This is a genomic window from Streptomyces sp. NPDC032822 (genome assembly GCF_055578825.1).
On record NZ_JBVIOL010000013.1, the window covers coordinates 86,315 to 110,287 of the forward strand.

The 23,973-nt window shown below is 69.7% G+C and carries 19 protein-coding genes; 8 read left to right on the plus strand and 11 right to left on the minus strand.

Going from position 1 to position 23,973, the window contains the following annotated elements:
• Positions 1 to 94 precede the first annotated feature (94 nt).
• The 5 genes from ACZ5VD_RS31355 to ACZ5VD_RS31375 all read left to right on the plus strand — a co-directional run bounded on the left by ACZ5VD_RS31355 (position 95) and on the right by ACZ5VD_RS31375 (position 4,811).
• Entirely contained in the window at positions 95 to 898 is an 804-nt protein-coding gene (locus tag ACZ5VD_RS31355) for an alpha/beta fold hydrolase (RefSeq protein ID WP_468552623.1), read from the plus strand.
• Positions 898 to 2,187 carry a PP2C family protein-serine/threonine phosphatase gene (locus ACZ5VD_RS31360; protein WP_468684077.1) on the plus strand — a complete coding sequence of 430 codons (1,290 nt, stop codon included), beginning with the start codon at positions 898 to 900 and terminating at the stop codon, positions 2,185 to 2,187. The genes ACZ5VD_RS31355 and ACZ5VD_RS31360 overlap by 1 nt, the downstream gene beginning before the upstream one ends.
• The gene (locus tag ACZ5VD_RS31365; RefSeq protein ID WP_468552621.1) at positions 2,184 to 2,522 is read left to right on the plus strand and encodes an STAS domain-containing protein; all 339 of its coding nucleotides are present in this window, start codon (positions 2,184 to 2,186) and stop codon (positions 2,520 to 2,522) included. The genes ACZ5VD_RS31360 and ACZ5VD_RS31365 overlap by 4 nt, the downstream gene beginning before the upstream one ends.
• Positions 2,523 to 2,790: 268 nt before the next feature.
• Positions 2,791 to 2,961 (plus strand): hydrophobic protein, encoded by a 171-nt coding sequence (locus ACZ5VD_RS31370; RefSeq protein ID WP_468552620.1) that lies wholly within the window; start codon positions 2,791 to 2,793, stop codon positions 2,959 to 2,961.
• 209 nt (positions 2,962 to 3,170) lie between these two features.
• Positions 3,171 to 4,811, plus strand: coding sequence for an NAD-dependent malic enzyme (locus tag ACZ5VD_RS31375; RefSeq protein ID WP_468684078.1), 1,641 nt, complete (start codon positions 3,171 to 3,173; stop codon positions 4,809 to 4,811).
• A gap of 50 nt (positions 4,812 to 4,861) precedes the next feature.
• Here the strand turns inward: ACZ5VD_RS31375 and ACZ5VD_RS31380 are convergent, their stop codons facing one another.
• The 4 genes from ACZ5VD_RS31380 to ACZ5VD_RS31395 all read right to left on the minus strand — a co-directional run bounded on the left by ACZ5VD_RS31380 (position 4,862) and on the right by ACZ5VD_RS31395 (position 9,231).
• Entirely contained in the window at positions 4,862 to 5,704 is an 843-nt protein-coding gene (locus tag ACZ5VD_RS31380; protein WP_468684080.1) for a carbohydrate ABC transporter permease, read from the minus strand.
• A gap of 5 nt (positions 5,705 to 5,709) precedes the next feature.
• A complete protein-coding gene (locus ACZ5VD_RS31385) occupies positions 5,710 to 6,594 on the minus strand; it encodes a carbohydrate ABC transporter permease (protein WP_468684081.1) in 885 nt (294 codons plus the stop codon).
• Between the two features lie 176 nt (positions 6,595 to 6,770).
• Complete coding sequence (locus ACZ5VD_RS31390; protein ID WP_468552616.1) at positions 6,771 to 8,114, minus strand: ABC transporter substrate-binding protein; 1,344 nt, start codon at positions 8,112 to 8,114, stop codon at positions 6,771 to 6,773.
• A gap of 97 nt (positions 8,115 to 8,211) precedes the next feature.
• Positions 8,212 to 9,231 carry a LacI family DNA-binding transcriptional regulator gene (locus ACZ5VD_RS31395; RefSeq protein ID WP_468552615.1) on the minus strand — a complete coding sequence of 340 codons (1,020 nt, stop codon included), beginning with the start codon at positions 9,229 to 9,231 and terminating at the stop codon, positions 8,212 to 8,214.
• A gap of 181 nt (positions 9,232 to 9,412) precedes the next feature.
• Here ACZ5VD_RS31395 and ACZ5VD_RS31400 point away from each other — a divergent pair, with 181 nt between their 5' ends.
• Positions 9,413 to 10,762 carry a glycoside hydrolase family protein gene (locus ACZ5VD_RS31400; protein WP_468684082.1) on the plus strand — a complete coding sequence of 450 codons (1,350 nt, stop codon included), beginning with the start codon at positions 9,413 to 9,415 and terminating at the stop codon, positions 10,760 to 10,762.
• Between the two features lie 93 nt (positions 10,763 to 10,855).
• Here ACZ5VD_RS31400 and ACZ5VD_RS31405 read toward each other — a convergent pair whose 3' ends face one another.
• The 4 genes from ACZ5VD_RS31405 to ACZ5VD_RS31420 form a co-directional block, all read right to left on the minus strand.
• Positions 10,856 to 12,856, minus strand: a complete 2,001-nt coding sequence (locus ACZ5VD_RS31405) for a ricin-type beta-trefoil lectin domain protein (protein WP_468684191.1) — start codon at positions 12,854 to 12,856, stop codon at positions 10,856 to 10,858.
• A 17-nt stretch (positions 12,857 to 12,873) separates the two neighbouring features.
• The gene (locus ACZ5VD_RS31410; RefSeq protein ID WP_468684083.1) at positions 12,874 to 14,250 is read right to left on the minus strand and encodes a glycoside hydrolase family 43 protein; all 1,377 of its coding nucleotides are present in this window, start codon (positions 14,248 to 14,250) and stop codon (positions 12,874 to 12,876) included.
• A 179-nt stretch (positions 14,251 to 14,429) separates the two neighbouring features.
• On the minus strand, positions 14,430 to 15,770 hold the full coding sequence (locus tag ACZ5VD_RS31415) for a jacalin-like lectin (RefSeq protein ID WP_468684085.1): 1,341 nt from the start codon (positions 15,768 to 15,770) through the stop codon (positions 14,430 to 14,432).
• 212 nt (positions 15,771 to 15,982) lie between these two features.
• On the minus strand, positions 15,983 to 17,497 hold the full coding sequence (locus tag ACZ5VD_RS31420) for an RICIN domain-containing protein (RefSeq protein WP_468552611.1): 1,515 nt from the start codon (positions 17,495 to 17,497) through the stop codon (positions 15,983 to 15,985).
• 413 nt (positions 17,498 to 17,910) lie between these two features.
• Here ACZ5VD_RS31420 and ACZ5VD_RS31425 point away from each other — a divergent pair, with 413 nt between their 5' ends.
• Positions 17,911 to 18,261 carry a hypothetical protein gene (locus tag ACZ5VD_RS31425; protein WP_468684087.1) on the plus strand — a complete coding sequence of 117 codons (351 nt, stop codon included), beginning with the start codon at positions 17,911 to 17,913 and terminating at the stop codon, positions 18,259 to 18,261.
• A gap of 279 nt (positions 18,262 to 18,540) precedes the next feature.
• Here the strand turns inward: ACZ5VD_RS31425 and ACZ5VD_RS31430 are convergent, their stop codons facing one another.
• The 3 genes from ACZ5VD_RS31430 to ACZ5VD_RS31440 all read right to left on the minus strand — a co-directional run bounded on the left by ACZ5VD_RS31430 (position 18,541) and on the right by ACZ5VD_RS31440 (position 21,688).
• A complete protein-coding gene (locus ACZ5VD_RS31430; RefSeq protein WP_468552609.1) occupies positions 18,541 to 18,966 on the minus strand; it encodes a MarR family winged helix-turn-helix transcriptional regulator in 426 nt (141 codons plus the stop codon).
• Positions 18,967 to 19,229: 263 nt separating this feature from the next.
• Complete coding sequence (locus tag ACZ5VD_RS31435; protein ID WP_468552608.1) at positions 19,230 to 20,123, minus strand: amidohydrolase family protein; 894 nt, start codon at positions 20,121 to 20,123, stop codon at positions 19,230 to 19,232.
• 272 nt (positions 20,124 to 20,395) lie between these two features.
• Complete coding sequence (locus ACZ5VD_RS31440) at positions 20,396 to 21,688, minus strand: cellulase-like family protein (protein ID WP_468684088.1); 1,293 nt, start codon at positions 21,686 to 21,688, stop codon at positions 20,396 to 20,398.
• Positions 21,689 to 21,847: 159 nt separating this feature from the next.
• On the opposite strand from ACZ5VD_RS31440, the gene ACZ5VD_RS31445 reads away from it, so the two are divergent.
• Entirely contained in the window at positions 21,848 to 23,896 is a 2,049-nt protein-coding gene (locus ACZ5VD_RS31445; protein ID WP_468552606.1) for a glycoside hydrolase family 2 protein, read from the plus strand.
• Positions 23,897 to 23,973 lie beyond the last annotated feature (77 nt).

Genomic DNA, 23,973 nt, shown 5'->3' on the forward strand with positions numbered 1-23,973 from the left:
TGGTGAGGACGGTGCGGGTGAGGACGTTGTGCGGGTCGGGCAGTGGATCGGCGACCGGGCCGAATGGGTGAGCGGGACCTGAGAGACTGACCGGATGGATATCGGCCGCAGGAACAACGTCAACGTCATCGGCAACCCGCAGGGGCGGACGGTGGTCTTGGCGCACGGGTTCGGCTGCGACCAGAACATGTGGCGGCTGACGGTGCCGGCTCTGGCCGAGGAGTACCGGCTGGTGCTGTTCGACCACGTCGGTTCGGGCCGTGCGGATCCGTCCGCCTTCTCGGCGGACCGCTACGCGTCGCTGGACGGGTACGCCCGGGACGTGGTGGAGGTGTGCGAGGCGTTCGACCTGCGTGACGCGGTCTTCGTGGGCCACTCCGTCAGCGCGATGATCGGGGTGCTGGCCGCAGGCATGGCTCCGGAGCGCATCGGGGCTCTGGTCATGGTCGCCCCGTCGCCGCGGTACATCGACGACGAGGGGTACCGGGGCGGGTTCAGCGCGCAGGACATCGACGAGCTGCTGGCGTCGCTGGAGTCGAACTATCTGGGCTGGTCGGCGGCGATGGCCCCGGTGATCATGGGGAACGCGGAGCGTCCCGAGCTCGGCGAGGAGCTGACGAACAGTTTCTGCGCCACCGACCCGGACATGGCACGTGTCTTCGCCCGGACCACCTTCCTGTCGGACTCCAGGGACGATCTGAAGGCCGTACAGGTGCCGACGCTGGTGCTGGAATGCACCCAGGACGTCATCGCCCCCCGCGAGGTCGGAGCCTTCGTCCACCAGGCGATTCCCGGCTCGACGCTGGTCACCCTCGACGCCACCGGGCACTGCCCCCACCTGTCCGCACCGCAGGCCACCAACGAGGCGATCACCGCCTACCTGGCGGACCTGCGTTGATGTGCCGAACCGGGCAGCAGCCCGACCCGCACGGCACCGGCGACGAGGAAACGGCGAACGCGACGTTCGCCGCACTGCTGGAGGACAGCGCCGAGGAACTGTACGAGAGCGCGCCGTGCGGATATCTGTCCACGCTGATGGACGGGACCATCGCGAAGATCAACACCACCCTGCTGGGCTGGCTCGGCCTGGACAGCGCGGCTGTGGTGGGCCGGATGCGGTTCACCGACCTCCTGACCGTGGGCGGCAAGCTGTACCACGAGACGCATTTCGCGCCGTTGCTGCGGATGCAGGGCGAGATCGGCGGCATCGCCCTGGAGATCAAACAGGCCGGCGGTGCCCGGATCCCGGTGCTGGTCTCCTCGGTGGTCAAACACGGCGGTTCCGGCGAGCCGCTGCTGATCCGCACCACCGTCTTCGACGCCCGGGACCGCCGGTCCTACGAAGAGGAACTCCTGCGGGCCCGGAAGGTGGCCGAAGCGGCGCGCGAACAGGCGGAGGCCGACCGTGCCCGGCTCCAGGACGCCCTCGCGGTGCTCCAGCAGTCCCTGCTGCCCGACTCCCTGCCGTCGGTACCCGGCATGGAGGCGGCCGCCCACTACCGCACCGCTCATCCCGACCTGCTGGGCGGCGACTTCTACGACCTCTTCCCCGTCGACGGCAAACGCTTCGCCTTCTTCCTCGGCGACGTGTGCGGCAAGGGCCCGCAGGCCGCCGCGGTCACCTCACTGACCCGCTACACCCTGCGCGCCGCGGCCCTGCACAACCCCGACCCCGTCTCCGCCCTGGCGACCCTCAACCGGGTGCTCCACGAGCGTCACACGGGCACCGCCGACCCGCGCTACTGCACCGCCGTCTTCGGCGTACTCGAACCGGATCCCGAGACGGGGCGGGTCGCCGTTCATCTCGCCTCGGGCGGCCACCCCCCGGCCCTTGTCCTGCGTGCGGACGGCACGGCCGACTTCCTGCCCACCCCCGGCGGGCTCCTGGTCGGTGTCCTGCCCTCGGCACGCTTCGTCAGCGCCACCACCGTCCTGGCTCCCGGCGACACCCTGCTGCTCTACACCGACGGCCTCACCGAAGCCCGCACCGGCAAGGACCGCACCACCCTGTTCGGAGAAGAGGCGTTCCTGGACTTCGCCGCCGACCATGCCGGTATGCCCGCGCGGGCCGTCGTCGACGCCGTGACCGGCCTGCTCCACAGCTTCGGCGACGGCCTCGACGACGACACCGCTCTGCTCGCCCTGGGCGTCCCCGTCCCCGACCCCGGGACGACGCAGCCACGATGAGTCCGCTGAAGATCACTGCCCGAGGCGCCGCCACCGGTCCCGTTCTGGAGATCGCCGGCGACCTCGACTTCACCACCGCGTCCGAACTGCGCGAGCGGCTCACCGAGCTGGACCTCCGGCCGGGCCGACGCCTCGTCCTCGACCTGTCCGGCATGGAATTCTGCGACTCCAGCGGCCTCACCGCCCTGATCGTGGCCCGCGACCACGCCCTCGCCGCCCAGGCGGACATCGCACTCGCGGCCGTCCCCTCCCACACCCTGCGTGTGCTGCGCATCGTCGGCCTCGACCAGATCTTCGTCCTCCACCCCGACAGCCGGTCCGCGACGCGACCCTGAACGTGGGGGATCACGGTTCGCCGACCCCGTGCGTGGTGGCGTCCTCCGGTGGCGCGGAATCCGGAATGCCACGCTCCGGTGGTCGGCTTCGTGAAAAGGCCCGGGAAAGCCCTCGATCAAGTGCGACGAAGTCGTTGCTCGGAGGTGTTCTCGGTATCGCTGCCGCGGTATCTCCGCCGGTGCCCGGGCCTTTCCTTCACGAACAAGGAACTGCCCAGGATTGGAAGGGAATTGGGAGGGCACACGGAGCCGCAGGAGGTTGATAACCATGGTTCCCCTGATTCTCGTTCTGCTTCTCGCGGTGATCCTTTTCGGCGCTGGTTTCGCCGTCAAGATTCTGTGGTGGGTAGCCCTCGCCGTGCTGGTTCTGTGGCTGTTGGGCTTCGCGATGCGCTCCACCTCGGCCGGAGGTGGCCGCGGCCGCTGGTATCGATGGTGACCTGAGACCGCGGCACACACCGCGCAGGGCCCGACCGTCACGACGGTCGGGCCCTGCGCGTACGCACGCGGACCCACCCCGGCCCCTCGGCAGGAGTTCACCGCGGCCGAGGTGCACACACGAAAAGGACGGCCCGGTGACCGTTTCTTTCCGACGCCTTTCCCATGGTTTGACGTGAGGGCCTGGGGATACGGGGCAGGCGAAATGGCATGACAGTGAATGATTCTCGCCGAGGCGCCGCACTCCTGTATGACCCCCTGCGTAACAAAGGGACCGCGTTCAGCGGGACGGAGCGGGCGGAGTTCGGCCTCGACGGGCTGCTGCCGCCTGCCGTGGAGAGCCTGGACGATCAGGCCGACCGGGCGTATGCGGCATTTCTCGGCTACGACAAGCCGCTGAACCGGCACATCTACCTGCGCCAGCTCCAGGACACCAACGAGGTGCTGTTCCACCGGGTGGTCACCCGCCACCTGGAGGAGATGCTGCCGGTCGTCTACACCCCGACGGTCGGTGAGGCGTGCCGCCGCTTCAGCGAGATCTACCGCCGCCCACGCGGGCTGTTCCTCTCCTACGAGGACCGGCACCGCTTCCGGGAGATCCTCCGCAACCGCCCGCACGACGACGTGGACGTCATCGTCGTCACCGACGGCCAACGCATCCTGGGCCTGGGCGACCAGGGAGTGGGCGGCATGGGCATCCCGATCGGCAAGCTCAGCCTCTACACGGCGATCGGCGGCATCCACCCCGCCCGTACCCTGCCGATCCTGCTGGACGCCGGGACGGACAACGAAGAGCTGCTGAACGACCCGCACTACCTGGGCCGCCGGGAGCGCCGGGTGACCGGGGCCGAGTACGACGAGATGGTGGAGGCGCTGGTGGCGGCCGTGGAGGCCGAACTGCCGGGAACACTGCTGCAGTGGGAGGACTTCGCGACCGAGCACGCCCGGCGCATCCTGACCCGCTACCAGGACCGGCTGCTGACCTTCAACGACGACATCCAGGGCACCGCCGCCGTCGCGCTCGGTGCGCTGACCACCGCGACACGGGTGGCGGGGACCCGGATGGCCGACCAGCGGATCGTGATCCTCGGCGCGGGCTCCGCGGCGATCGGCGTGGCCGACATGATCCGTACCGCTCTGGTCGACGACGGCGTGCCGGAGGACGAGGCCGTCTCCCGGTTCTGGTTCGTCGACGTCGACGGACTGCTGACCGGATCCCGTGAGGGGCTGACCGACGAGCAGCGGGTCTACGCCCGCGACGACGAAGAGGAGTCGTGCGGCCTGGCCGAGGTGGTGGACCGGGTCGAGCCGACCGTGCTGATCGGGCTGTCCACCGCGCACGGCGCCTTCACCGAGAAGATCGTCCGGCGGATGGCGGCCTCCTGCGACCGCCCGGTGATCTTCCCGCTGTCCAACCCGACCTCCCATGCCGAGGCCGACCCCGCCGACCTGGTGCGCTGGACGGACGGCAAGGTGCTGGTCGCCGCCGGTTCCCCGTTCCCGCCCGTGACGGTCGACGGCCATGAGGTGCCGGTCGCGCAGGCGAACAACGTGTACGTCTTCCCGGCCATCGGCCTGGCGGTCACCGCGAGCCGGGCGACCCGGGTCACGGACCGGATGATGGTGGCCGCCGCCCGCGCGGTCGGCGACTGCGCGGTCCGGTCGGCCCCGGACGACGGTGATGCTCCCGCGCCGCTGCTGCCGCCGCTGCGGGACATGCGGGAAGCGGCCCGGGAGATCGCGCTGGCCGCGGCGACGGCGGCGGTGGACGGCGTCGCGCCCAAGGCCACGCGGGAGGAACTGCGCGCGGCGGTCGAGGCGGCCCAGTGGAGTCCCACGTACGCGCGGTGAGGGGCGGAGCCGCCGCGGATGACGGCCACGCCGACACACGGGGGCGTTGCTCAGCCCTTGACGGCGGAGCTGGCCACGCCCTGGACGAACCAGCGCTGGAAGAAGGCGAAGACCACCAGTACGGGCAGGACGAGCAGGACGCCGAAGGCGAGGATCTGGCCCCAGTCGGGCGGCTGTTGGCCCTGGAAGACACTGATCTCCAGGGGGAGGGGGCGCACCGAGGGGTCGGAGACCATCAGGACCGGCCACAGGAAGGAGCCCCACTGGATGAGGAAGGTGAGGATGGCGACCGAGGCGAACACCGGCTTGGACATCGGGATGATGATGGCGAAGAAGGTGCGCCAGGGGCCCGCGCCGTCCAGTTGGGCGGCTTCCTCGATGCTGGGTGGGATCTTCCGGAAGAACGTGTGGAACTGGTAGACGGAGAAGGCGTTGGCGATGAACGGCAGCGCCTGGACGTACAGGGTGTTGCGCTGGTCGTTGAACATGTAGAAGAGCGGAACGGCCACCGACTCGAACGGGATCAGCATCAGCAGCAGGACGAGGGTGAAGACCGCCTTCCGGCTGCGCCCGTCCAGCCGGGACAGACCGTACGCGGCCATCGAGTTGACGAACAGCCCGCCCGTCACCACCACGAACGCCAGCAGCACCGAGACGCCCATGAACTGCCAGAAGTAGCCGGTGCTGTCGGAGTTCAGACTGTCGAAGACGGCGGAGTAGTTGTCGAACGACAGGTGGGTGGGCAGGAAGCCGGACAGTCCGTTCAGGACCTCGTCGGACGGCTTGAGGCTGCCCAGGAAGAGGTAGAGGACGGGCAGGGCGAAGACGAACGCCAGGACGCCGAGGACGGTGTAGTCGAGGACGCGGCGGACGGGGGTGCGGGTCATGGCCATGGAGGTCAGTCCTCGTTGTCGGGCCGGACGACGCGGCGCTGGACGATCGTCAGGACGAGGACGATCAGGAAGAAGACGACGGTGATCGCGGATGCCTGACCGATGTTGTTCTGGTCGAAGGCGGTGGTGACGGCCTGGTACATCACCGTGCGGGTGGCGTCCTCGTCCAGTCCGCCGCCACGGATGAGGACGTACACCTGGTCGAAGATCCGGAAGGACATCACCGAGGTCAGCAGCGCGACGAAGACGAGCGTGCCGCGGATGCCGGGCAGGGTGACATTCCGGAACTGCTGCAGGCGGCTCGCGCGGTCCAGTTCGGCGGCCTCGTACAGCTCACCGGGGATCTGCTGAAGGCCCGCCAGCAGGATGACCATCTGGAAGCCGACGCCCTGCCAGACGGACAGCACGATGATCGAGGCCATCGCGGTGGCCCCGTCGCCGAGCCAGTCGAAGGCGCCCCAGTTGCCGAAACTCACCGCGCCCAGGAGGGAGTTGAGCATGCCCTGCTCACTGCGGGCCAGGATCAGCCGCCAGATCACGGCGACCAGGGCCATCGGGAAGACCACCGGCATGAAGAACAGGGACCGGAACAGGCCGATCGCCTTGAGCTTGCGGTTGAGGAGGATCGCGAGGCCGAGGGCGAGACCTGTCTGCAGCGGCACGACGACCGCGGCGAACGTCAGGTTGTTCAGCAGCGCCCGCAGGAACGGGCCGGACTGGTCGGGGTCGGTGAACAGGCGCCGGTAGTGCTCCAGTCCGAAGAACGACGGCTCCAGCGGGGAGCCGAGCCGCACGTTGTAGAAGGAGAGCACGACGGCGTAGCAGAAGGGGATGCCGACGAAGGCGATCAGCCCGCCGACGGCCGGGGCGGCCATGAGCAGTCCGTGCATCCGGTCCCGGTTCCTGTACCCCGCTCTCGGGGAGGTCACGGACGGTGCGGCGGAGGCCTGCTTCGGGCGGTCGGGCGCCGGGGAGTGCGCGGGTTCCACGGTTTTCACGGGTGTGGGTCCTTTTCCCGGCGGGGCGGGCACGGCGTACCGCGTGCCCGCCCCTGCCGTCGAGAGTCCTACGGGATCTCGTAGCCGGCGTTGTCGGAGAAGTCCTGGTCGATGGAGCGGGCGGCCTTCTCCAGGGCCTCCTTCGGGTCCGCACCGCCGTAGATCGCGTTCATGGCCTGGGAGAACTTGGCGGTGACCGTGGGATATCCGGCGGTCACCGGCCGGGTGACGGCGACACAGGACTCGCTGATGTCGCTGTCGCCGCAGGGCTTGGCGAGCTGGTCGGCGAAGAGCTGGAGCGGACCGCCCTTCCGGTACAGCTCACTTTTGGCGAGCGCGGAACTGGTGCCCGGGACCGAGCCGTTGGCCTTCGTCATGGCACCGACGCTGGTGTCGCCCATGAGGTAGTCCAGGAAGGTCCCCGTGGCCTTGGCGTTCTTGGTGTTCGCGCCGATGCCCCAGGCCCACGAACCCTGACCGGTCTTGGGCCCGCTGCCGAAGTCGGGCAGCGGCAGGACGACGAGGTCGTCACCGAGGGCCTTGCTGTAGGCGGGATACGTCCAGTTCCCGACCCAGCTCAGCGCCACCTTGCCCTTGGCGAAGGCGTTGCCGTCGGTGTTGGGGTCGGTGTACGGCTTCCAGGACTGGAAGGTCTTCATCGCCGAGACCACGGCCGGGCTGTCGAGGGCGCCCTCGGCCTTGCCGTCCTTGAGCAGGCCGCCGCCGGCCGACCAGACGATGGGGGAGTAGCCGTAGGTGCCCCACTCGGTGGCCAGACCGTACTGCTCGGAGATGTCGAGGACCTTGCCGTCGGCGTCCTTGGCCTTGAGGGCCTTGAGCGCCGCGTCGAACTCCGCGGCCGTCCAGGCGTCGTCCACGCTCTTCGGGTACTTCACACCGGCCGCGTCCAGCAGCTTCTTGTTGCCCCACACCCCGAGGCCGGAGTCGAACTGGCCCAGGCCGTAGTGCTTGCCGTCGATCTCGCCCTGCGCCTTGATGGCGTCGGTGGCGTTGGACATCGTCTTCGCGGACACATAGGAGTCGATCGGCGCGAGCTTCTTGTTGTAGACGAAGTTGGCCATCGTCGGACCGTCGAACTCCAGCACGTCCGGCAGCTCGGAGGCGTCGGTGGCGGTGACGGTCTTGGTGTAGTCGTTCTCGGGGATGAGCTTCAGCTCGGCCTTGACGTCGCTCTGCGAGGAGTTGAAGGACTTCACCACGTTCTGCAGTGCGGCGGTCTCGCTCGCCTGGCCCTGGTGGGCCCAGACGCTGATCGTGCCCGTGCCGCTGCCCTCCTCGGCGGAGGTGTCGCTGCCACCGCCCGAGCCGCAGGCGGCCACTGCCACCAGGGGCAGGGCGAGGGCCAGACTCGAACAGAGCGTGCGGCGGAACCTTCTGCTTCCGGCGTTCATGGACGGTGCCTCCGTGCTGGGTGAGAGTGCGGGTACTCGACGATTCGGGGTGGGGGAGGTGGGGTCGCAGGGCGGGGGTCGGACGAGGGGCAGGGAGTCACACAGGTCGGTGGGGGCTCGGCGGAGCCGTGGTCTCCCGCAGCACCAGGCGGATGGGCATCCGGACCTGGCCGACCGGCTCCGCGTCCGGTTCGTCGAGCCGGCGCAGCAGCAGTCGGGCGGCCTCCGCGCCCTGCTCCGGCACCGGCTGGGCGATGGTGGTCAGCCCGATGACCTCGGAGAGTTCGTGGTCGTCGAAGCCGACGACGGACACGTCGTCCGGCACCTTCAGCCGGTGCCGGCGCAGGGCACGCAGCGCACCCATCGCCATCTCGTCGGACTGCGCGAACACCGCGGTCGGCGGGCGGGAGACGGCAAGGAGCTCGGTCATGGCCCGCTCGCCGCCCTCGACGGTGTAGCCGCCGTCCACCACCAGGGCCGGATCGTGGGCGATGCCGGTCTCGGCCAGCACGTCCAGGTACCCCTGACGGCGGTCGATGGGGGTGGTCCAGTGCAGCGGCTCGCTCGCCCCGGAGATCATGCCGATGCGCCGGTGCCCGAGGTTGGCCAGGTGCCGTACGGCGCTGGTGGCACCGGCGTGGTCGTCGATGCCGACCACCGTGAAGCCGTCCCGGGGGCCGCCGACGGTGGTGGCCAGCGGCACTCCGAGAGAGCGCAACGACTCCTCTTCCGCCAGGTCGGGGATGAGCAGCGAGAGGACGGCGTCCACCCGCTTGCGCACCGGAAGCTTGGTGAAGAAGCGTTTGCGTGCCTCCGGTGAGTTCAGGTTGTAGAGCAGCACGTCGTAGCCGGCGGCACTGAACACCTTCTCGGCGGCGTCGAGCACGGTGCCGAAGAACCAGCGGCCGGTGTACGGGACGACGACCCCGATGGTGAAGGTGCGCCCGCCGGCCAGGCTGGAGGCCGACCGCGAGGCGGTGTAGCCGAGCTGGGCGGCGACGGCCGTGATCTGCGCCCGTACGTCGTCCGAGACTCCCGGCCGGCCGCGCAGCGCGCGGGACACGGTGGATGCGGAGACCCCGGCGGTGCGGGCGACGTCGTTGATGCTGACCGTCACGGCCTTTTCCTCCCGTCGGTTTCACACCGGCGTGATCCGGTGAGTGACGAGACCGTAAACCTGACCCCGTTGTTGCGCAAGCGTTTGCGTTCGGTTTTACTTGGGCCGATTCTCAAGCGAGACCTTCGTGGTCACTGCTCAGCGCATGCGTTTGAGCACGGCGAGCCGACAGGAACTGAGCATGCGATACGCCCCGCCCGGCCTCTGCGTAAACGACTTCGCCCTGCTGCGCGACGACGACGGCACCTACACCGTGCTGCACCTGCAAGGCCCGTGGACGTCCGAGTTCGACCACCTGCGGATGGAGACCTCCTACGGCCGCGCCACCTCCGCCGACCTGGTCTCCTGGCAGCCCGCGGGCAGTGCGTTCGGCAACGGCCTGCCCGGCCGCTTCGACCAGCAGGCCGTGTGGACCATGCACCCGATCCGGCACGGCGACGGAACCGCCATGTTCTACACGGGGGTCTCCGGCCTCACCCCGGGCGGCCGGCCGTTGCAGTCGGTCGGTCTCGCGTACTCCGACCGCACCGACGGCACCGGCTGGCGCCGGCACGGCACCGGGCCCGTCGTCGAGGCGGACGCACGGTGGTACCGCACCGGCGAACACATGGGCTGGCGCGACCCGTTCGTCGTGCGCGACGACGAGTCCGACGGCTGGGTCATGGTGGTCTGCGCCGCCGACGCCACCCTGCCCGTCGAGTCCGGCGGCTGCGTCGCCTGGGCCACCTCGGACGATCTGGAGCACTGGACGGTCCACCCGCCGCTCATCTCACCGGGCGATGTGGACGAGCTGGAGTGTCCCGTCCTGGAACGTCTCGATGACGGCAGCTGGCTCCTGCTGGGCTCCATCGGCGCCACGCGCGGCTTCGAGGCATGGGCCGCGCCCCGGCTGCGGGGCCCGTGGACCCGCCGCGGCCCGCTCGGCCCGACCGGTTCCTACGCCCCCCGTGTCGTCCGCGCGCCCGACGGCTCCCGCGTGGTGCTGCACACCACCCCCCGACGCGTGGACCTCACCGACTCCGGCGAACGCTGCCGCGGCATGCTCGCCCAGCCCAAACTCCTGGTCGCCGCCCCGGACGAAGCGCCCCGCCTGGAATGGTGGCCCGGCCTGAACACCTGGCTCGGCGAGGAGACCGAACAGCCCGCTCTGCATGCGGTCGGCGACCTCGCCCTCACCGGCCGCGTCGAGATCACCCTGCGCACCGACACCCGTGACGGGGACCGTCCGGCGCTGGTCGTCGGCTGCGACGGCAAGAACCTCTGGGTCACCGGCCCGGACGGGGACCGGCTGGGCGAGACGGTACTGACCGAACCCGCCGCGAGCCTGCGCATCCTCACCGTCGGCGAATACGTCGAGGTCTACGCCGACGGGGTCTTCGCCCTCACCACCCTGTGCTACTCGGGCCGGCCCGCTCCGTGGACGGCCGTGTCGGAGGGGCGGACCCGCACTGTTCCCGTCCGCCCGGTCCGACTGCCCGACCCCGACCGCGACGACGCCTCGGCCGTCTGGCCCGGACCGCCCTCCCTCTGACGGCAGGCGGTCCGTCCGGCGACGGCACCGCCCGCCGCCGGGACCGGTTGGACGGCCGGCCCGGCGACGGGCGGTGTGGCGGCGCTGGTCGGCTCAGTCGAGGGTCCACTTCTGGTTGGTCTGGCCGTTGCAGGTCCACAGGACCAGCTTGGTGCCGTTGGCGGTCGCCGCCTCCTCGGCGTCGAGGCACAGTCCCGACAGGTCGTTGGTGAGGGTGCCGTCGGCGTGGACGGTCCACTTCTGGTTGGTGCCGCCGGTGCAGTCCCAGATGATGACCTCGGTGCCGTTGGTGGTGCCGTGGTTGTCGGCGTCCAGGCACTTGTTGCCGTAGACCACGAGCTCGCCGCGGGAGGTCTGTGCGAAGGTCTCGTTCCGCCCGCCGAAGCAGTCCCACAGGATGGCCTGGGCGCCGTCGGCGATGGTGTTCCTCTCCAGTCCGGCGCAGCGGTTCGAGGCGGTGCCGACGAGAGCCACACCGTTGGTGCCGGGGACGCCCTGGACGCGGATCGCGTCGATGTCGGGCGCGGTGCTGCCGGACACCGCCGCGAAGCGCACGGTGTTGGTGCCCTTGGCGAGGTGGGCCAGGACGGACACCGTCCGGTACGTCGTGGCCGAGCCGGTCGGCGGGAAGGCGACCACGGACGTGTACTGGCCGCCCACCTGGATGGTCGCCCTGCGGGAGGTGCTGCCGCCGTTGGCGTAGGTGATGTCCACCAGCTTGGTGCCGACGGCCCCGGTGGTGACGGCGCCGAAGGTGGGCGTGGTGGCCGTGGTGGTGTCCTCGTAGGTCGACCCGGATGCCTCGGTGCCGGAGACGGTGAGCAGTACGGCGTCGCCGGCCGGGACGGTGGTGGAGTAACCGGTCGCGTGGGAACCGGCGTTGGTGCCCGTCCAGGCGTTGCGCACCGAGGCGGCGGCACCGGTGAGGCCGAGGTCGGCCCAGCGCACGGTCATGGACGCCGAGGAGGACGTGCGGTTGAGCAGCAGCACCGCACGCTTGCCCGTGCCGGCCAGGACCTTGCCGTACACCTGGAGATTGCGGGTGTCCTCGGCGACCTTGACGCCCTGTAGCCCGCGCGGGTCCTGATCGATGGCGATGACCTCACGGTTGGTGAGGATGTCGCGGGTGGTGGTGCTCATCGTGGCCAGGTTGTTGCCGGCCAGCAGCGGGGCGCCCGAGATCGCCCACAGGCCCATGTGCAGCCGGTTCTGGGCGGCGGTCAGACCGCTCATGCCGACCATCAGCATGTCGGGGTCGTTGTAGTAGCCGGTGTGCTGGGCGGCCGGATGCAGGCCCCGGTCGAAGTTGGTGAGCATCATGGAGGTGGTCGGGGTCTGGCCCCACAGGATGACGTCGGTGCTGGTGCGCCACAGGTCGCCGTAGCCGGTGGCCCAGTTCCACGGCAGTCCGCTGCCCCACTCGCAGAAGGACAGCACCAACTGGTGGCCGGTGACGGCCGTCGCGGCCTGGTTGGCGGTGCTGATCGCCTTGTACGTGGTCTCCGGGTCGAGGCCCTCCACCCGGCCGCCGCACCAGTCGATCTTGACGTAGTCGAAGCCCCAGCGCTGGAAGGTCTCCAGATCCTGCTGGTAGTGGCCCTCCATGCCGGTGTTGGGGGCGGCGGGGCGGGTGGTGGGGTAGTAGTAGCCGCAGCCCTGCTTGCCCGCGTCGGTGTAGATGCCTGCCTTGAGACCCTTGCTGTGGATGTAGTCGGCGATCGCCTTCATACCGCCGGGCCACAGGGTCTCGTCGACGGCGATGGAGCCGTCGGCGTTTCGGTCGCCCTGCCACCAGCCGTCGTCGAGGTTGACGTACTGGTAGCCGGCCGCCGCCATGCCGGAGGAGACCAGCGTGTCCGTCTGCTGCTTGATGACGTCGGAGTCGATGCTGCTGGCGAAGCTGTTCCAGGACGCCCAGCCCATCGACGGCGGAGTGACCCCGATCTGGCCGGTGCTGACGGCGGCCGGCTCGGCGGCGAGCGGTGTCGGCGACTCGTGGCCGGTCAGGGCCGTGAGGCCGGCCAGTCCGAGGGCGAGGGCGAGGACGCGCACCGTGAGGCGTCTGGCCCAGCCGCGAGCGGAGCCGTGCGACATGGGGGTGCCTTCCACGATCAGTACCCGACGCGGAAGGTCGCGTCCTGCCGTTCCGTGGCGGTGGAGATCGGGTCGATGCGCAGGACGTAGTTGGAGTGCCGGATGTAGCGGGTCGGGTTGTTGTACGAGCGGAACGACGCCCAGCTTGCGTCCGCGAGACCCGCCGTGCGGTAGAAGGTCGCGTCGCCGGCGAACGTGGACGTGCCGTCGTTCACGTCCAGTTGGAGCGCGTAGTTGTAGTGCCGCAGATAGCGGGTGGGGTAGTTGACCGATCGGAAGGAGACGCCGGAGCTGTCGGCGAGCCCTGGGACGATGGTCCACAGGGAGTCCTTGTACGGCTCGACCGGGTACTCGTCGATCCGGGCCGCGTAGTTGGCATGCCGGACGTAACGTGCCGGGAAGTTGTAGGACTTGAGCCGGTTCCAGGCCGGCGCTCCCCACTTGGCGAGCAGGTTGTTGTACTCGGCCGTGGTGATCGTCGCGATGCCGCAGTGCTTGGAGTTGACCGGCTGGGTGTAGGTCTTCTGGTCCAGCGCCGTCCAGGTGCCGGAGGCCGGGCTGCTGGACTGCCAGGCGTAGAAGACGCCGTTGGGCGTGTAGGTGTCGCCCCACAGCCACCAGTTGCCGGAGGAGAGGGACCTGACCACCGTCGGGGCCTCGGTTCCGCCGTGCGCCACACCCGCGCTGTACTCCGTGAAGCTGCCCGGGTTCAGGGAGGTGGAGCGGGCGCTCACCAACGTCTGGTTCTTCTTGAAGTACAGGTAGTTGTAGCCGTTCACGCCCACGGCCATGTCACCGTCGATCACGTCGTAGCCGGGGTCGAAGAAGACCTGCGGGGCGGAGGCGGTGACGAAGTCGCTGGTGTAGTTGACCATGATCACGTTGTGGCCGCTGGAGTTGACCGAGGAGTAGATGACCGCGTACTGGCCCCGACCCGCGTCCCAGAACGCCTCGGGTGCCCAGCTGTGGGTGGTCATGTCGTGGAGCTTGAGGCGCCGGTAGCCGGTGAGGGTGCGCAGGTCGGCGGAGTCCCAGACATGGATGTACTGGCTGTTGTAATTCCAGTCGGTGCCTTTGAGGTCCGTGGCGAGCACGACGAACGTGCCGTCCTGCTTGCGCATCAGGAACGGGTCGCGCAGGCCCAGTGCGCCGGCGGTGGGGGTGACCAGGGGGTTGTTCTGGTTGAGCGGCGTCCAGTTGAGCCCGTCGGGGCTGACGGCCAGGTGCAGGCCGTAGTCGGTGCCGTCGCCGAGGTCGGTCGACTCGGTGAAGTAGACCATCGCGTAGGCCGAGTCGGCGGCGTGCGCGGTGCCCGCGCCGAGCGTGAGGGCGAGGGGGACGGCGGCGGTCATGCCGAGGAGGGTGCGACGGGACAGATGCGGGTTCTCGCTCATCGTGTGCTCCAGGGTGGCGTGCGGGGGCGCCTGAAGTGGCCGTAATTTCGAACAGGGTTCGGAAAATCGATCAGAACGTAGAGGCTGGTCATGCGCCCGTCAATTGTTCTGTCGGTCTTTTGCGATTCCTGTGCGCCCCCGGGCGGCGGGGGCCACGCGCCGCCCCGGGACGGGCGGGCTCAGCGCTGGGTGTAGATGAAGCCGACCTTGTCGACCTCGTCGCCGCTCCGGCCGTGGAACCCGGCGATCTGCCAGCCGGAGGGAGCGGTGCGGGTCACGCAGTCGGAGGTAGTGGTGCCGCCGGCCAGGGTGCGGCCGAGGTTGGTGGTGAATCTGGCGTAGAAGATCCGTGTGTGGCTTTCCTTGGCGCCCTGGCAGAGGTAGGCGGTGGTGACGTACTCGCCGCTGCCCAAGGTCAGCGAGGAGGCCGTGCCGCCGGTCCCGCCGTGGGCGAGTGTGGTGCCGTTCGCCAACGTCGTGCTCAGCTGGTCGACGCGAGAACCGGCCCGCAGGGCGATGGTGGTGGCGCGGGCGCCGGCGGGCACGCTGTCGATGTCGTTGTAGTAGTCGCTGTGCGGGCCGCCGAACTGGTCGCTGAACTGGAAGGCGGCGTTGCGTGACCAGGAGAAGGTCGCGGTGAGCGGGTCGTGGTCGGAGAGCATCAGTCCGTCGTCGGTCAGGAACTTGGAGTGCTCGTTGTTGTAGGACGTGGCGTTGAGCGAGACGAGCTTGCTGCCCCGGTAGAGGATCTTGTCGACGACCTCGCAGGTGTTGGGGACCGTCGTCCCGGTCTGGTCGCAGACCAGGGCGTCGCTGCCCTTGGTGGGGGCCACGCCGCCGCGGATCAGCTTGACCCAGGCGTCGGTGAGGCCGTTCGCGGCGGCGAACTCGGCGATGGTGTCGCCGGAGCGGGTGTAACGGGTGTTGGTGTCACCCATGACCACGACCGCGTTCCCGGCGGAGTGGGTGGCGATGAAGCCGGTGAGCTGGCTGAGGTTGGCGGCGCGGGCGGCGAGGTCGTCGGCGTTGGTGCCGGCGTTGGTGTGCAGGTTGTAGAAGTCGACGTACACGCCCTCGGCGAGACGCTCGCGCATGAAGGTGAAGCCCTTGGGGGTCAGGCAGTCGCCCGAGCCGTAGGTGCAGGTGTTCCAGCCCGACCGTTCGAAGTCGTCCTGGTCGTAGGAGATCTTGGAGAGCGTGTTGAGGCCGCTGCCGATGCCGGCGCCGCCGCTGGTGGCGGTGCGGTAGGCGTGCGCGGTGTCGGCCGCGTAGAGGGTGGCGTGGTAGTTGAAGTCCTCCTGGGCATGGACGATGTCGTACGTCGCTATCCGCCGGCCGATCTCCGTGGTGGCCGACTCGCGGGGCGTCGGTGCGCTGGAGATGGCCTCGGGCAGCCCGGCCACGTTGTAGCTGAGGACGTTGAAGCTGCCCGAGTCGGCGGCCACCGCGGACGGGGCGGCCGCGGTGAGCCCGCCGAGGGTGGCGGCTATCGCCGCCAGGCAGGCGAGGGGTCTGCGCATAGGGGTGCGTCTCCTGAGGAGGGAAAGCGGTTGCTGTGGGGACGTGGCAGAAGTTACCGCTGGTTACCCGGGGGTTGTCGAGAGTTCGGGCGCACTTTCACAGGAGTCGCCGTCCGTACACGGACGGTTCGGGTCCGCGCCGGGAGTGATTCACGGCTTGGGCCCACCCGATGCCGGTGCCCCGGGTCCGTTCGCGACCCAGGGCGGTTCGGCTATGGGCGAGAGGGGGCGGCCTCCTCCGTGGCGGTGTCAAGTGCCCAGCGTTGGCTGCGGGTCGTGTCGCGGTCGGCCACGACCACCTCGTTCGGCCTGCGGTCCGGTCCCGGGGCCACCACCAGGTCCGGGTGGTGGCGCAGCGCCAGGTCCCCGCGGCTCGCGAGCGTGTACGACACCTCGCCGGCGTGCACGACGCACGGTGAGAGCAGGACGGTCCGGGTCTGTGGGTCGGCGGTCAGGCAGAGGGAGGGGTCGGCCTCGCTGCGCAGCAGGCCGTCGAACTCGTAGGACCACCGCTCGGAGGCGGTCTCCGAACACGCTGCGAGCCGGATGTCCGCGTCGGCCGTGACCCGGCCGTCGACGGTCAGGCAGCGTCCGGTGGCCAGACTGCGCAGTCGGCCCTGGGCGGGGATGGCGGACGGGCCGGGCGAGACGGAGGGCGCGGGGCTCGGGGAACTGTTGACGGGAGCCCCCCAAGTCGGCGTGATCGGCGCCGGCGTGGCATCGCCGTCGGACCAGTTCTGGGCCACCAGGACGGCCGTCAGCAGAGCGAGGGAAGCCGCCAGGGCCGCGGCGGCGGGTGCGCGATGCCTGCGCTCGGGCAGGGTGCGGTGGCGTCCGCCTACGCCCCCGGTCGGCTGGTCCTGCTCCGGTGCGGTCCGCCATGCCTCCGGAGTGCTGCGGCCGGGGCGCGTGGCGAGGTAGCGCCGGCCTCCCCAGCCGAGGACGGCATCGGCGAGCAGTATCCCCAATCCGCCGTCGAAGTATTCGAGTTGGTCGGCCGTGGAGCGGCAATGGGTGCATCGCGTCAGATGCTGCCGGACATCGGGGAGCAAAGTGCCGCCCCGTCGAATGGAAACGTCGATAAGGCTGTTGTGGAACCGGCACTCCTCGGACGGGGCGAATTGCATGTGGGCGCGCACCAAGCCGGTCCGGAATTGCTCTCGGGCCCGGCCCAGGGCGGATCTCGCGGCAACGGTTTCCATACCCAGCAAACCGGCGGGTATCTCTATGGGTTCCGCCTCGACCTCGGTGTGCCACAGAAGGCATTGGGAGAAATGCGACAACGCGACGAAGGCGCGCTCGGCGTGCTTCCGGTTCGCGGGCGCTCCCGGTTCGGCCGTGTGCAGGCCACGGCCGCCGGTGGGTTTGCGTAGTTCCGGCAGGGCCGCGCAGGTCCTGTCGTTCGCGGCCCAGGCGCGGACGGTCTCGCGGACGGTCACGAGCAGTTGCGGGCGCAGGGCCGCGGCGGGGGCACCGCTCGCAAGCCGGTCCAGCAGCCGTTGAAACGCGCTGGCGGCCACGAACTGGGCGGTGGGAGTCGCCGAGGCCAGACACAGGAGCGCGTAGTCGCGGGCGGAGAGCCAGTGCCGGGCCAGCAGTACGGCTGTGGCGTGGTGCCGTTCGTCGACGTCGCCGCCCAGTTGGGCGACGAGGTCGGGATCCGGTTCCCCGAGGGGCAGTCCGGGGCGGGGCGGATAAGTCGGGCGTGGGGGGTGGGAAACCTGCACGGAACCCTTTCCTTTCCAGGGAAGGACGGCATGCGAAATGACGTTCCGTCGGAAAGCGATGAGTGATTGGTGCATACCTTGAGGATTGTCTTTTCGCCTGGTCAGGGCCGTGACTGCCTCAAGCGAGGCTCACCTTCGCATACGCGAGTCGGGCGGGACAAGCGCTATCGCTGACTGATTTTCAAAACCCTTCGGGGGATAGGGTGTTACCGGAGGTAGTCGTACCTTCATTCGAAGCTTGGTGTGTGAAATTATTGGTCACTTTGGTGGCCGTCGCGGTATTTCTCCGGTAATTCGGCATACGGCTTCCGCGGCGGGGGCACGTGCAACTCGCCGTGCCCGGCCGCCTCCTGACGGGCAGTGCCGTTCCGTTCCGTGCCGGGTCGCGCTGGAGGAGGTGGTCGCCCGCGTCCATGTGCTGCCGTGTTCCTCTCCGACCCGAGGCGCTGTCCGGCCCCGGTGAAGTCGCGATCCTGCTGTGCCTGCTCCTGATCGCGGTGCGTGACTGCCCCGTGCCGTGGGCGGTGGTGTGCGGCGTTCTGGACGGGGCGGCACTTGTGGTGCCGCCCTACCGGCAGGCCTTCGGAGCGTCGTCCGTCAACCCGTTCGGCATGCTGTTGCCGGTCCGAGCGATGGCCGGACTCGCCGGGTACCTGCGCACGCTGGACCACCGCCGCCGCGTGGCGGTCATCGAGACCCAGCGGGCCGAACGCCGGGGCTGGGAAGTCACGGTGATCCTGCCGGCGGAGACGACGCCCCCGTGATGGGCTCGGCGCGCACGGCCACCTGACCGGCTCTGACACCTGACCGGCTCAGGCCACGACCGGGTCGGGGAACGTATGACACCCCGTCATCCGCGCGGGGAGCGTGTCCTCGTGCCGACGCCGTGGTGTCCGCGGCGCGAGTCCGGACGCTGTCCGGCTCTGGTGCGGGGTGGACCGGTGGAGGTGCGTGCCCGGTCGCGTGCGGGTCTCTGTTCGTCGGCTCGTCGCGGTCGCTGACGACGGCCCGGTCCTCGTCCGCCGGACGGGCATGGCTGGACATCAGTCGAGTTCCGTGACGAACCGCCGGAGGAGGCGGCCGAACGTCTCGACGTCCTCGTCCGGCCAACGGCCGAGCCGCTCCTCAAGGCCCTTGCGCTGGTGCTGCCTGACGCGGGTCAGACAGGCGTGACCGGTGTCGGTGAGTTCCAGCAGCTTGGTCCGGGGGCGCGAGGGGTGGGCCACCCGGCGCAGCAGGCCGTCGTCTTCCAGCTGGGACAGCTGACGGCTGACGGTGGATTTCTCCAGGCCGTACCGCTCCGCGAGATCGGAGGCGGTCGGCTGGGGGAAGGAGCCTACGTACGACAGCATCGTGTACGCGACAAAGGGCAGCCCGTCGTACATGTCGTTCGCCCGCACCCTGGAATTGCGGGAGAACAGGATGATCGACTCATGGATCACATCGAGGGGTTCGTCCCGGTCCGTCATGACGCCATTCTGGAGTTGTACGAAACAACTGTCAAGGTTGTATCGCGCAACTCTGGTCTCGTCGTGCTTCTCCGCCGACCGGAGTCCTGACATCTCGGGTGGCCGGAGTACCGAGCCGGGATTCCGGCCGGAGTCGCCCGGGGTGGGCCTGTCGGGCCGGTCATCTCCAGGGCCGGCCGACCGCGCCGGGCATCGCCGGCTCGCAGCACACCTGACGGCGAGTCCTCATCCGCCCGGCACCGAGATCGTCGTCCCGGCAGTGCCTACAGTTTGAAGAGCCGTGCCCCGTTGTCGTGACAGACCCCGCGCAACCACGCGTCACCCAGCCCGAGCCCTTCGAGGGCATCGAGCTGATGGACGTACGGATAGGGGATGTTGGGGAAGTCGGACCCGAGCAGGATCCGATCGCCCAGGTCGGCGAGCCGGCCGAGCTCGGCCGCCGGGAAGGGGCTGAGACGCTCGCTGAAATCCGTGAACGCCATGGTCGTGTCGAGGCGCACCTCGTCGTACCGTTCGGCCAGGTCCAGGAAGTCGGTGTACTCCGGCATCCCCATGTGCGCCACGATCAGCGGCAGGCGCGGATGCCGGGCGAGGAGCCGACCGACCGGCTCGGGCCCGGTGTGTTTGCCGGGCGCGGGGCCCGAGCCGCAGTGCATGACCACCGGGACTCCCGCCTCGGCCAGCAGCCCCCACACGGGATCGAGCAGTTCGTCCGTCGGGTCGTAAGCCCCCACCTGCACATGGGACTTGAAGACCCGGGCGCCCGCCTCGACCGCCGTGCGCACATAACCCTCCACGCCCTCCTCGGGGTAGAGGGTGGCCGTGTGCAGACAGTCGGGTACGCGGCCGGCGAAGTCGGCGGCCCACTCGTTCAGCCAGGGGGCCATGCCGGCCTTGTGCGGATAGAGCATCGAGGTGAAGGCGCGCACCCCGAACTGCCTGAGCAGCGCGATCCGTTCGTCCTCCTCCTGCCGATAGGTGATGCCCCACTCGATGCCGGTCATCGGGCCGACCGCGTCGAAGTACGCCCACACCTTGCGCAGGACCCGCTCCGGCATGAAATGCGTGTGTACGTCGACGAGCCCGGGCACCCCGATACGTTGCCGGAACCTCTCGACGGCCTCGACCTCACCCACGGGGCCGCATCCCCTCGACATCGCCGCGCACCACGGCGAACACGGTGGTACGGCAACCGCAGGGAGGTGCCGGCTGGGTGGGGAGCGGCAGCGGCCGTACGAAACGCGCAGTCATGCCCTCACTGTCACGTAGCGGTGCCGTCGGAGACAACCCTCTTGATCCTCTCGGCCCGAACGGGCGTCAACCAGTGCGAACACCATGCCGATCGCCCCGGCGACCGCCGTGAGCCCGGAGCCGTCCCGGGCCGCACTTCCTCTCATCAGACCGCCGTCCTCTCCCCGGCCCCGCTCCGTCAGCCCGCGGTGATCCGGGCGTTGACCCGCCGCATCCAGTCCGGATCGGTGTGCCACATGGGGTGGTGGGGGGCCGCGTTGGAGGTCAGGACGACGCCCTGGAAGCCTGCCGCGAGGCAGCGGTCGACGACGAACTCCGCGAGGTCCCTGCCGACGGCGTCCTCCTCGAAACGGGTCAGGAGCGGGGTGTAGCCGACGACGCTCTCCCCGAGAACGGCGGGGATGCCGCGCAGGCGGGCGAACTCGGCGACGGAGTCGACCCAGGCGGCCAGCGTCTCCCGCATGGCCTGGCGGTGGGCCGGATAGTTCTCGTACAGCCACAGGTCCCAGCGGTCGGGGTCCACCCAGTCGTGTGCGTAGAACAGCTCGCGCGGAATCCCGGTGGCGGCCAGCCGCCAGGGTTCGTCCGGCTGGTAGTCGGTGAAGGCGGGCGCGTCGGGGCGCAGCATGGCGGCCAGTTCGGGGGTGGGCCAGGCGGCCGTCTCGGGCGCCGCTTCGGTGCCGTGTCCGAGCCCCACCGCTTCGTACAACGCGCCGAGCACGCCGTAGACGTAGAAGTGGAAGTGCGCGATCTGCGCCTGCTCCGGCAGGTCGTCGAGTTCCTCGGGCCAGGGCTCGCCCAGGGAGTAGGTCACCGGGACGGCGGGGTGGCGGGCCCGCAGCAGCTTCACGGCGCGTTCGAGGGGGCCGCGCAGCCGGGCGTAGTGGCCGGCGGTGCCGTCGGCCGGTACGAGGGAGCAGTTGTCGACCTCGTTGTGCACCTCGACGTAGGCGACGTGCTCGGTCAGTCCGTGCTCGGTGAGGAAGTCGAGCAGTTCGGCGAGGGCTTCGGCCACCGCCTCGGCACGGTCCGGGCCGGGCACCTCGGCCAGTGCGCGGTGCCAGATGTCGGTGTCGGCGAAGCTGGGGGACTGCTGGTACTCCCAGGAGGACACGATGACCTTGCAGTCATGGCGGGCGGCGGCCTCGAAGAGTTCGACGAGCCGTCGGCGGCCGTCCAGCGGATAGCCGCCGCGCACGTTGTACCAGCGGGTGCGCTGTCCGAACTGCTCGCCCAGGCCGCGGACCTGGAGGGACTCGGGGGCGTCGACGCGTCCGGAGAACAGCAGGAAGGGCATGGCGCAGACGCGCACGGTGTTGAAGCCCCGCTCCACCGTCTCGGCGAAGGCGCGGTCGAGGTCGGCGAAGGGTTCGCCGGGGCCTGCCTGGGTGTACCAGCTGAAGTCCCACAGGGTGATGGCGAGTCGACCGGTGGGTTCGCCGGCGGTGGCTTGGTGCGGTGCGGTGGTCATGAGGTCACCCGTCGTTCGTGTGGGGAAGAGGGCCGTCGGCAGTTCGACGGCATCACGCTAGCTCAATTCATTATTTATGAATAATCCTTGACGAGGGTGACGGGGTTGTCCAGGCTGTGGGGCGGACGAACCCGCACGTGCCTCAAGGAGCCGCCTGCCATGACCGAATCCATCCATCCGTCCCGGCGCACCGTCGTCACGGCACTCGGCGCGGCAGCCTTCGTCGCCCTGCCGGCGTGGCCCGGGACGGCGCGAGCGGCGGACGGCACGACCGTGGCCGCCGCGAGTGGCCCGGTGCTCGACACCCATCCGGCCACCGAGCCCTCCGGCACCCATGTGCGTGACGTGGGCGGGACCAACGTCGTCTTCCAGTACGGCAACGTGCTCCCCGCCTTCGACGGCTGGCGCACCCATGAACCGACCCGCGACTACCTGTCCCTGGACAAGCGGTGGCGTTTCCGCTTCGACCCCCACAACCAGGGGCTCGACAAGGGCTGGCACTCCCGCCACCACGACGACCAGAGATGGGGCCGCATCGACGTCCCGGCGGCCTGGGACCTGCTGGACACACCCGGATTCGGCTCGGAGACCGCACCCTTCGCCCAAGGCACGGCGTTCACCGACGGCTACGCCTGGTACCGCACCACCGTCGACATCCCCGCGTCCTGGCGTGCCCGGCACGTGCGCATCGCCTTCCTCGCCGCCGGCTACAGCGCCGAGGTCTGGCTCGACGGAACCCACCTCGGCAAGCACGAAGGCGCCAACTCGCCCTTCGCGCTGCCGGTGGCAGGGGCACTGAGGCCGGGCACGCGCCAGACGCTCGCCGTGCGGGTCTTCCGCCGGGCGAGCTACACCGACTACACGGCCGCCACTTCGCAGCCGGTCACCGACGACCACGAGATCCCGTACAAGCCCGTCGACTACTGGCCCTACGCGGGGCTGACCCGCTCGGCCTGGATCGAGGCCGTTCCGCAGGTCACCCTCGCCAAACTGCTCGTCTCCGCCGCCAACGGGCGCCTTGAGGCACACGCCGTCGTAGAGAACCACGGTGCCTCCGACTTCGACGGCCGGCTCACCCTGGACCCCGGCCGCGGCAGCGGTGGCCGCCCCACCGTGGTCGCGGCCCGGATCGCCGCCCGATCGGCAGGCGTCGTACGGGTCGTGCTCCCCATACCCGGCGCTCCGCGATGGAGCCCCGCCTCGCCGCACACGCTCACCGCCCGCGCCACCCTGACCGCCGGGAGGCACTCGGGTCCGCGGGTGGACACGCTGTCCACCGTGTACGGCGTGCGCGAACTGGCCGTCGGCGACGCCCAGTTGCGGCTCGACGACAAGCCCCTGTTCCTCAAGGGACTCAACTGGCACGAGGAGACGGCCGCGCACGGCAGGGCGATGACACCGGCCGAGTACGACCGGGAACTGGGCCACCTCACGAAACTGGGCGCCAACTTCCTCCGCAACTGCGTCTACAACCGTCACCCCTACGTCTACGACTGGGCGGACGCGCACGGCGTGCTGGTGATGGACGACATCGACACCATGTGGCTCAACACCGCCCAGGAGAAGCTGCAGACCGAGCGCTACGGCCTCGCCCGCGCACTTGCCCTGACCATGGCGTGGAACCAGCACAACCACCCTTCGGTGATCCTCTGGGGACTCCAGAACGAGTCGGAGATCGACGCGGCCGGCGCTCCCGTCTACCGGGCCTGGCTCGCCGACCTGAAGGCGGCGCTGAAGGCGGTCGACCTCACCGCCCGCCCGGTGACCTGGGCCTCCAACACCAGCAACGACCCCGCCTTCGACCTCGCGGACGTGATCGGGTTCAACGAGTACTTCGGCTACTTCTACGGCAAGGACGCCGACCTCGGCCCCACGCTGGACGCGGTGCACGCGAAGTATCCCGACAAGCCGATCCTGATCACCGAGAACGGCACCTGGGCCGTGGCGGGCGACCACGGCCCCGGCACCACACAGGGCACGGAGGAGTGGCAGGCGGCGAGCTTCACCGCCCACTGGGAACAGGTGACCGCACGCAGCGACTTCGTCGCCGGATTCACGTACTGGGTCCTCAAGGACTACAAGCAGCGGGCCGGATACAACCAGGCCTACAACGGCATCTCCGTCATGGGCCTGCTCACCTTCGCGGAGAAACGGCCCAAGCTCGTCTACGACACCTTCCGCAAGGCCGCCCGCCCCAAGGGCAGATGATGCCCATCACCGGCCGCCGGTGACCAGGGGAGGGGCGAACCGCCCCTCCCCTCCCTTCGGTTCCTTCGGTTCTTCCG

What these genes read in the sequence shown, in the direction of transcription:
- ACZ5VD_RS31355 (WP_468552623.1), top strand. Translation starts at nt 95, where the DNA reads ATGGATATCGGCCGCAGGAACAACGTCAACGTCATCGGCAACCCGCAG.
- ACZ5VD_RS31360 (WP_468684077.1), top strand. Translation starts at nt 898, where the DNA reads ATGTGCCGAACCGGGCAGCAGCCCGACCCGCACGGCACCGGCGACGAG.
- ACZ5VD_RS31365 (WP_468552621.1), top strand. Translation starts at nt 2,184, where the DNA reads ATGAGTCCGCTGAAGATCACTGCCCGAGGCGCCGCCACCGGTCCCGTT.
- ACZ5VD_RS31370 (WP_468552620.1), top strand. Translation starts at nt 2,791, where the DNA reads ATGGTTCCCCTGATTCTCGTTCTGCTTCTCGCGGTGATCCTTTTCGGC.
- ACZ5VD_RS31375 (WP_468684078.1), top strand. Translation starts at nt 3,171, where the DNA reads ATGACAGTGAATGATTCTCGCCGAGGCGCCGCACTCCTGTATGACCCC.
- ACZ5VD_RS31380 (WP_468684080.1), bottom strand. Translation starts at nt 5,704, where the DNA reads ATGGCCATGACCCGCACCCCCGTCCGCCGCGTCCTCGACTACACCGTC.
- ACZ5VD_RS31385 (WP_468684081.1), bottom strand. Translation starts at nt 6,594, where the DNA reads ATGCACGGACTGCTCATGGCCGCCCCGGCCGTCGGCGGGCTGATCGCC.
- ACZ5VD_RS31390 (WP_468552616.1), bottom strand. Translation starts at nt 8,114, where the DNA reads ATGAACGCCGGAAGCAGAAGGTTCCGCCGCACGCTCTGTTCGAGTCTG.
- ACZ5VD_RS31400 (WP_468684082.1), top strand. Translation starts at nt 9,413, where the DNA reads ATGCGATACGCCCCGCCCGGCCTCTGCGTAAACGACTTCGCCCTGCTG.
- ACZ5VD_RS31405 (WP_468684191.1), bottom strand. Translation starts at nt 12,856, where the DNA reads ATGTCGCACGGCTCCGCTCGCGGCTGGGCCAGACGCCTCACGGTGCGC.
- ACZ5VD_RS31410 (WP_468684083.1), bottom strand. Translation starts at nt 14,250, where the DNA reads ATGAGCGAGAACCCGCATCTGTCCCGTCGCACCCTCCTCGGCATGACC.
- ACZ5VD_RS31415 (WP_468684085.1), bottom strand. Translation starts at nt 15,770, where the DNA reads ATGCGCAGACCCCTCGCCTGCCTGGCGGCGATAGCCGCCACCCTCGGC.
- ACZ5VD_RS31425 (WP_468684087.1), top strand. Translation starts at nt 17,911, where the DNA reads ATGTGCTGCCGTGTTCCTCTCCGACCCGAGGCGCTGTCCGGCCCCGGT.
- ACZ5VD_RS31430 (WP_468552609.1), bottom strand. Translation starts at nt 18,966, where the DNA reads ATGACGGACCGGGACGAACCCCTCGATGTGATCCATGAGTCGATCATC.
- ACZ5VD_RS31435 (WP_468552608.1), bottom strand. Translation starts at nt 20,123, where the DNA reads ATGTCGAGGGGATGCGGCCCCGTGGGTGAGGTCGAGGCCGTCGAGAGG.
- ACZ5VD_RS31440 (WP_468684088.1), bottom strand. Translation starts at nt 21,688, where the DNA reads ATGACCACCGCACCGCACCAAGCCACCGCCGGCGAACCCACCGGTCGA.
- ACZ5VD_RS31445 (WP_468552606.1), top strand. Translation starts at nt 21,848, where the DNA reads ATGACCGAATCCATCCATCCGTCCCGGCGCACCGTCGTCACGGCACTC.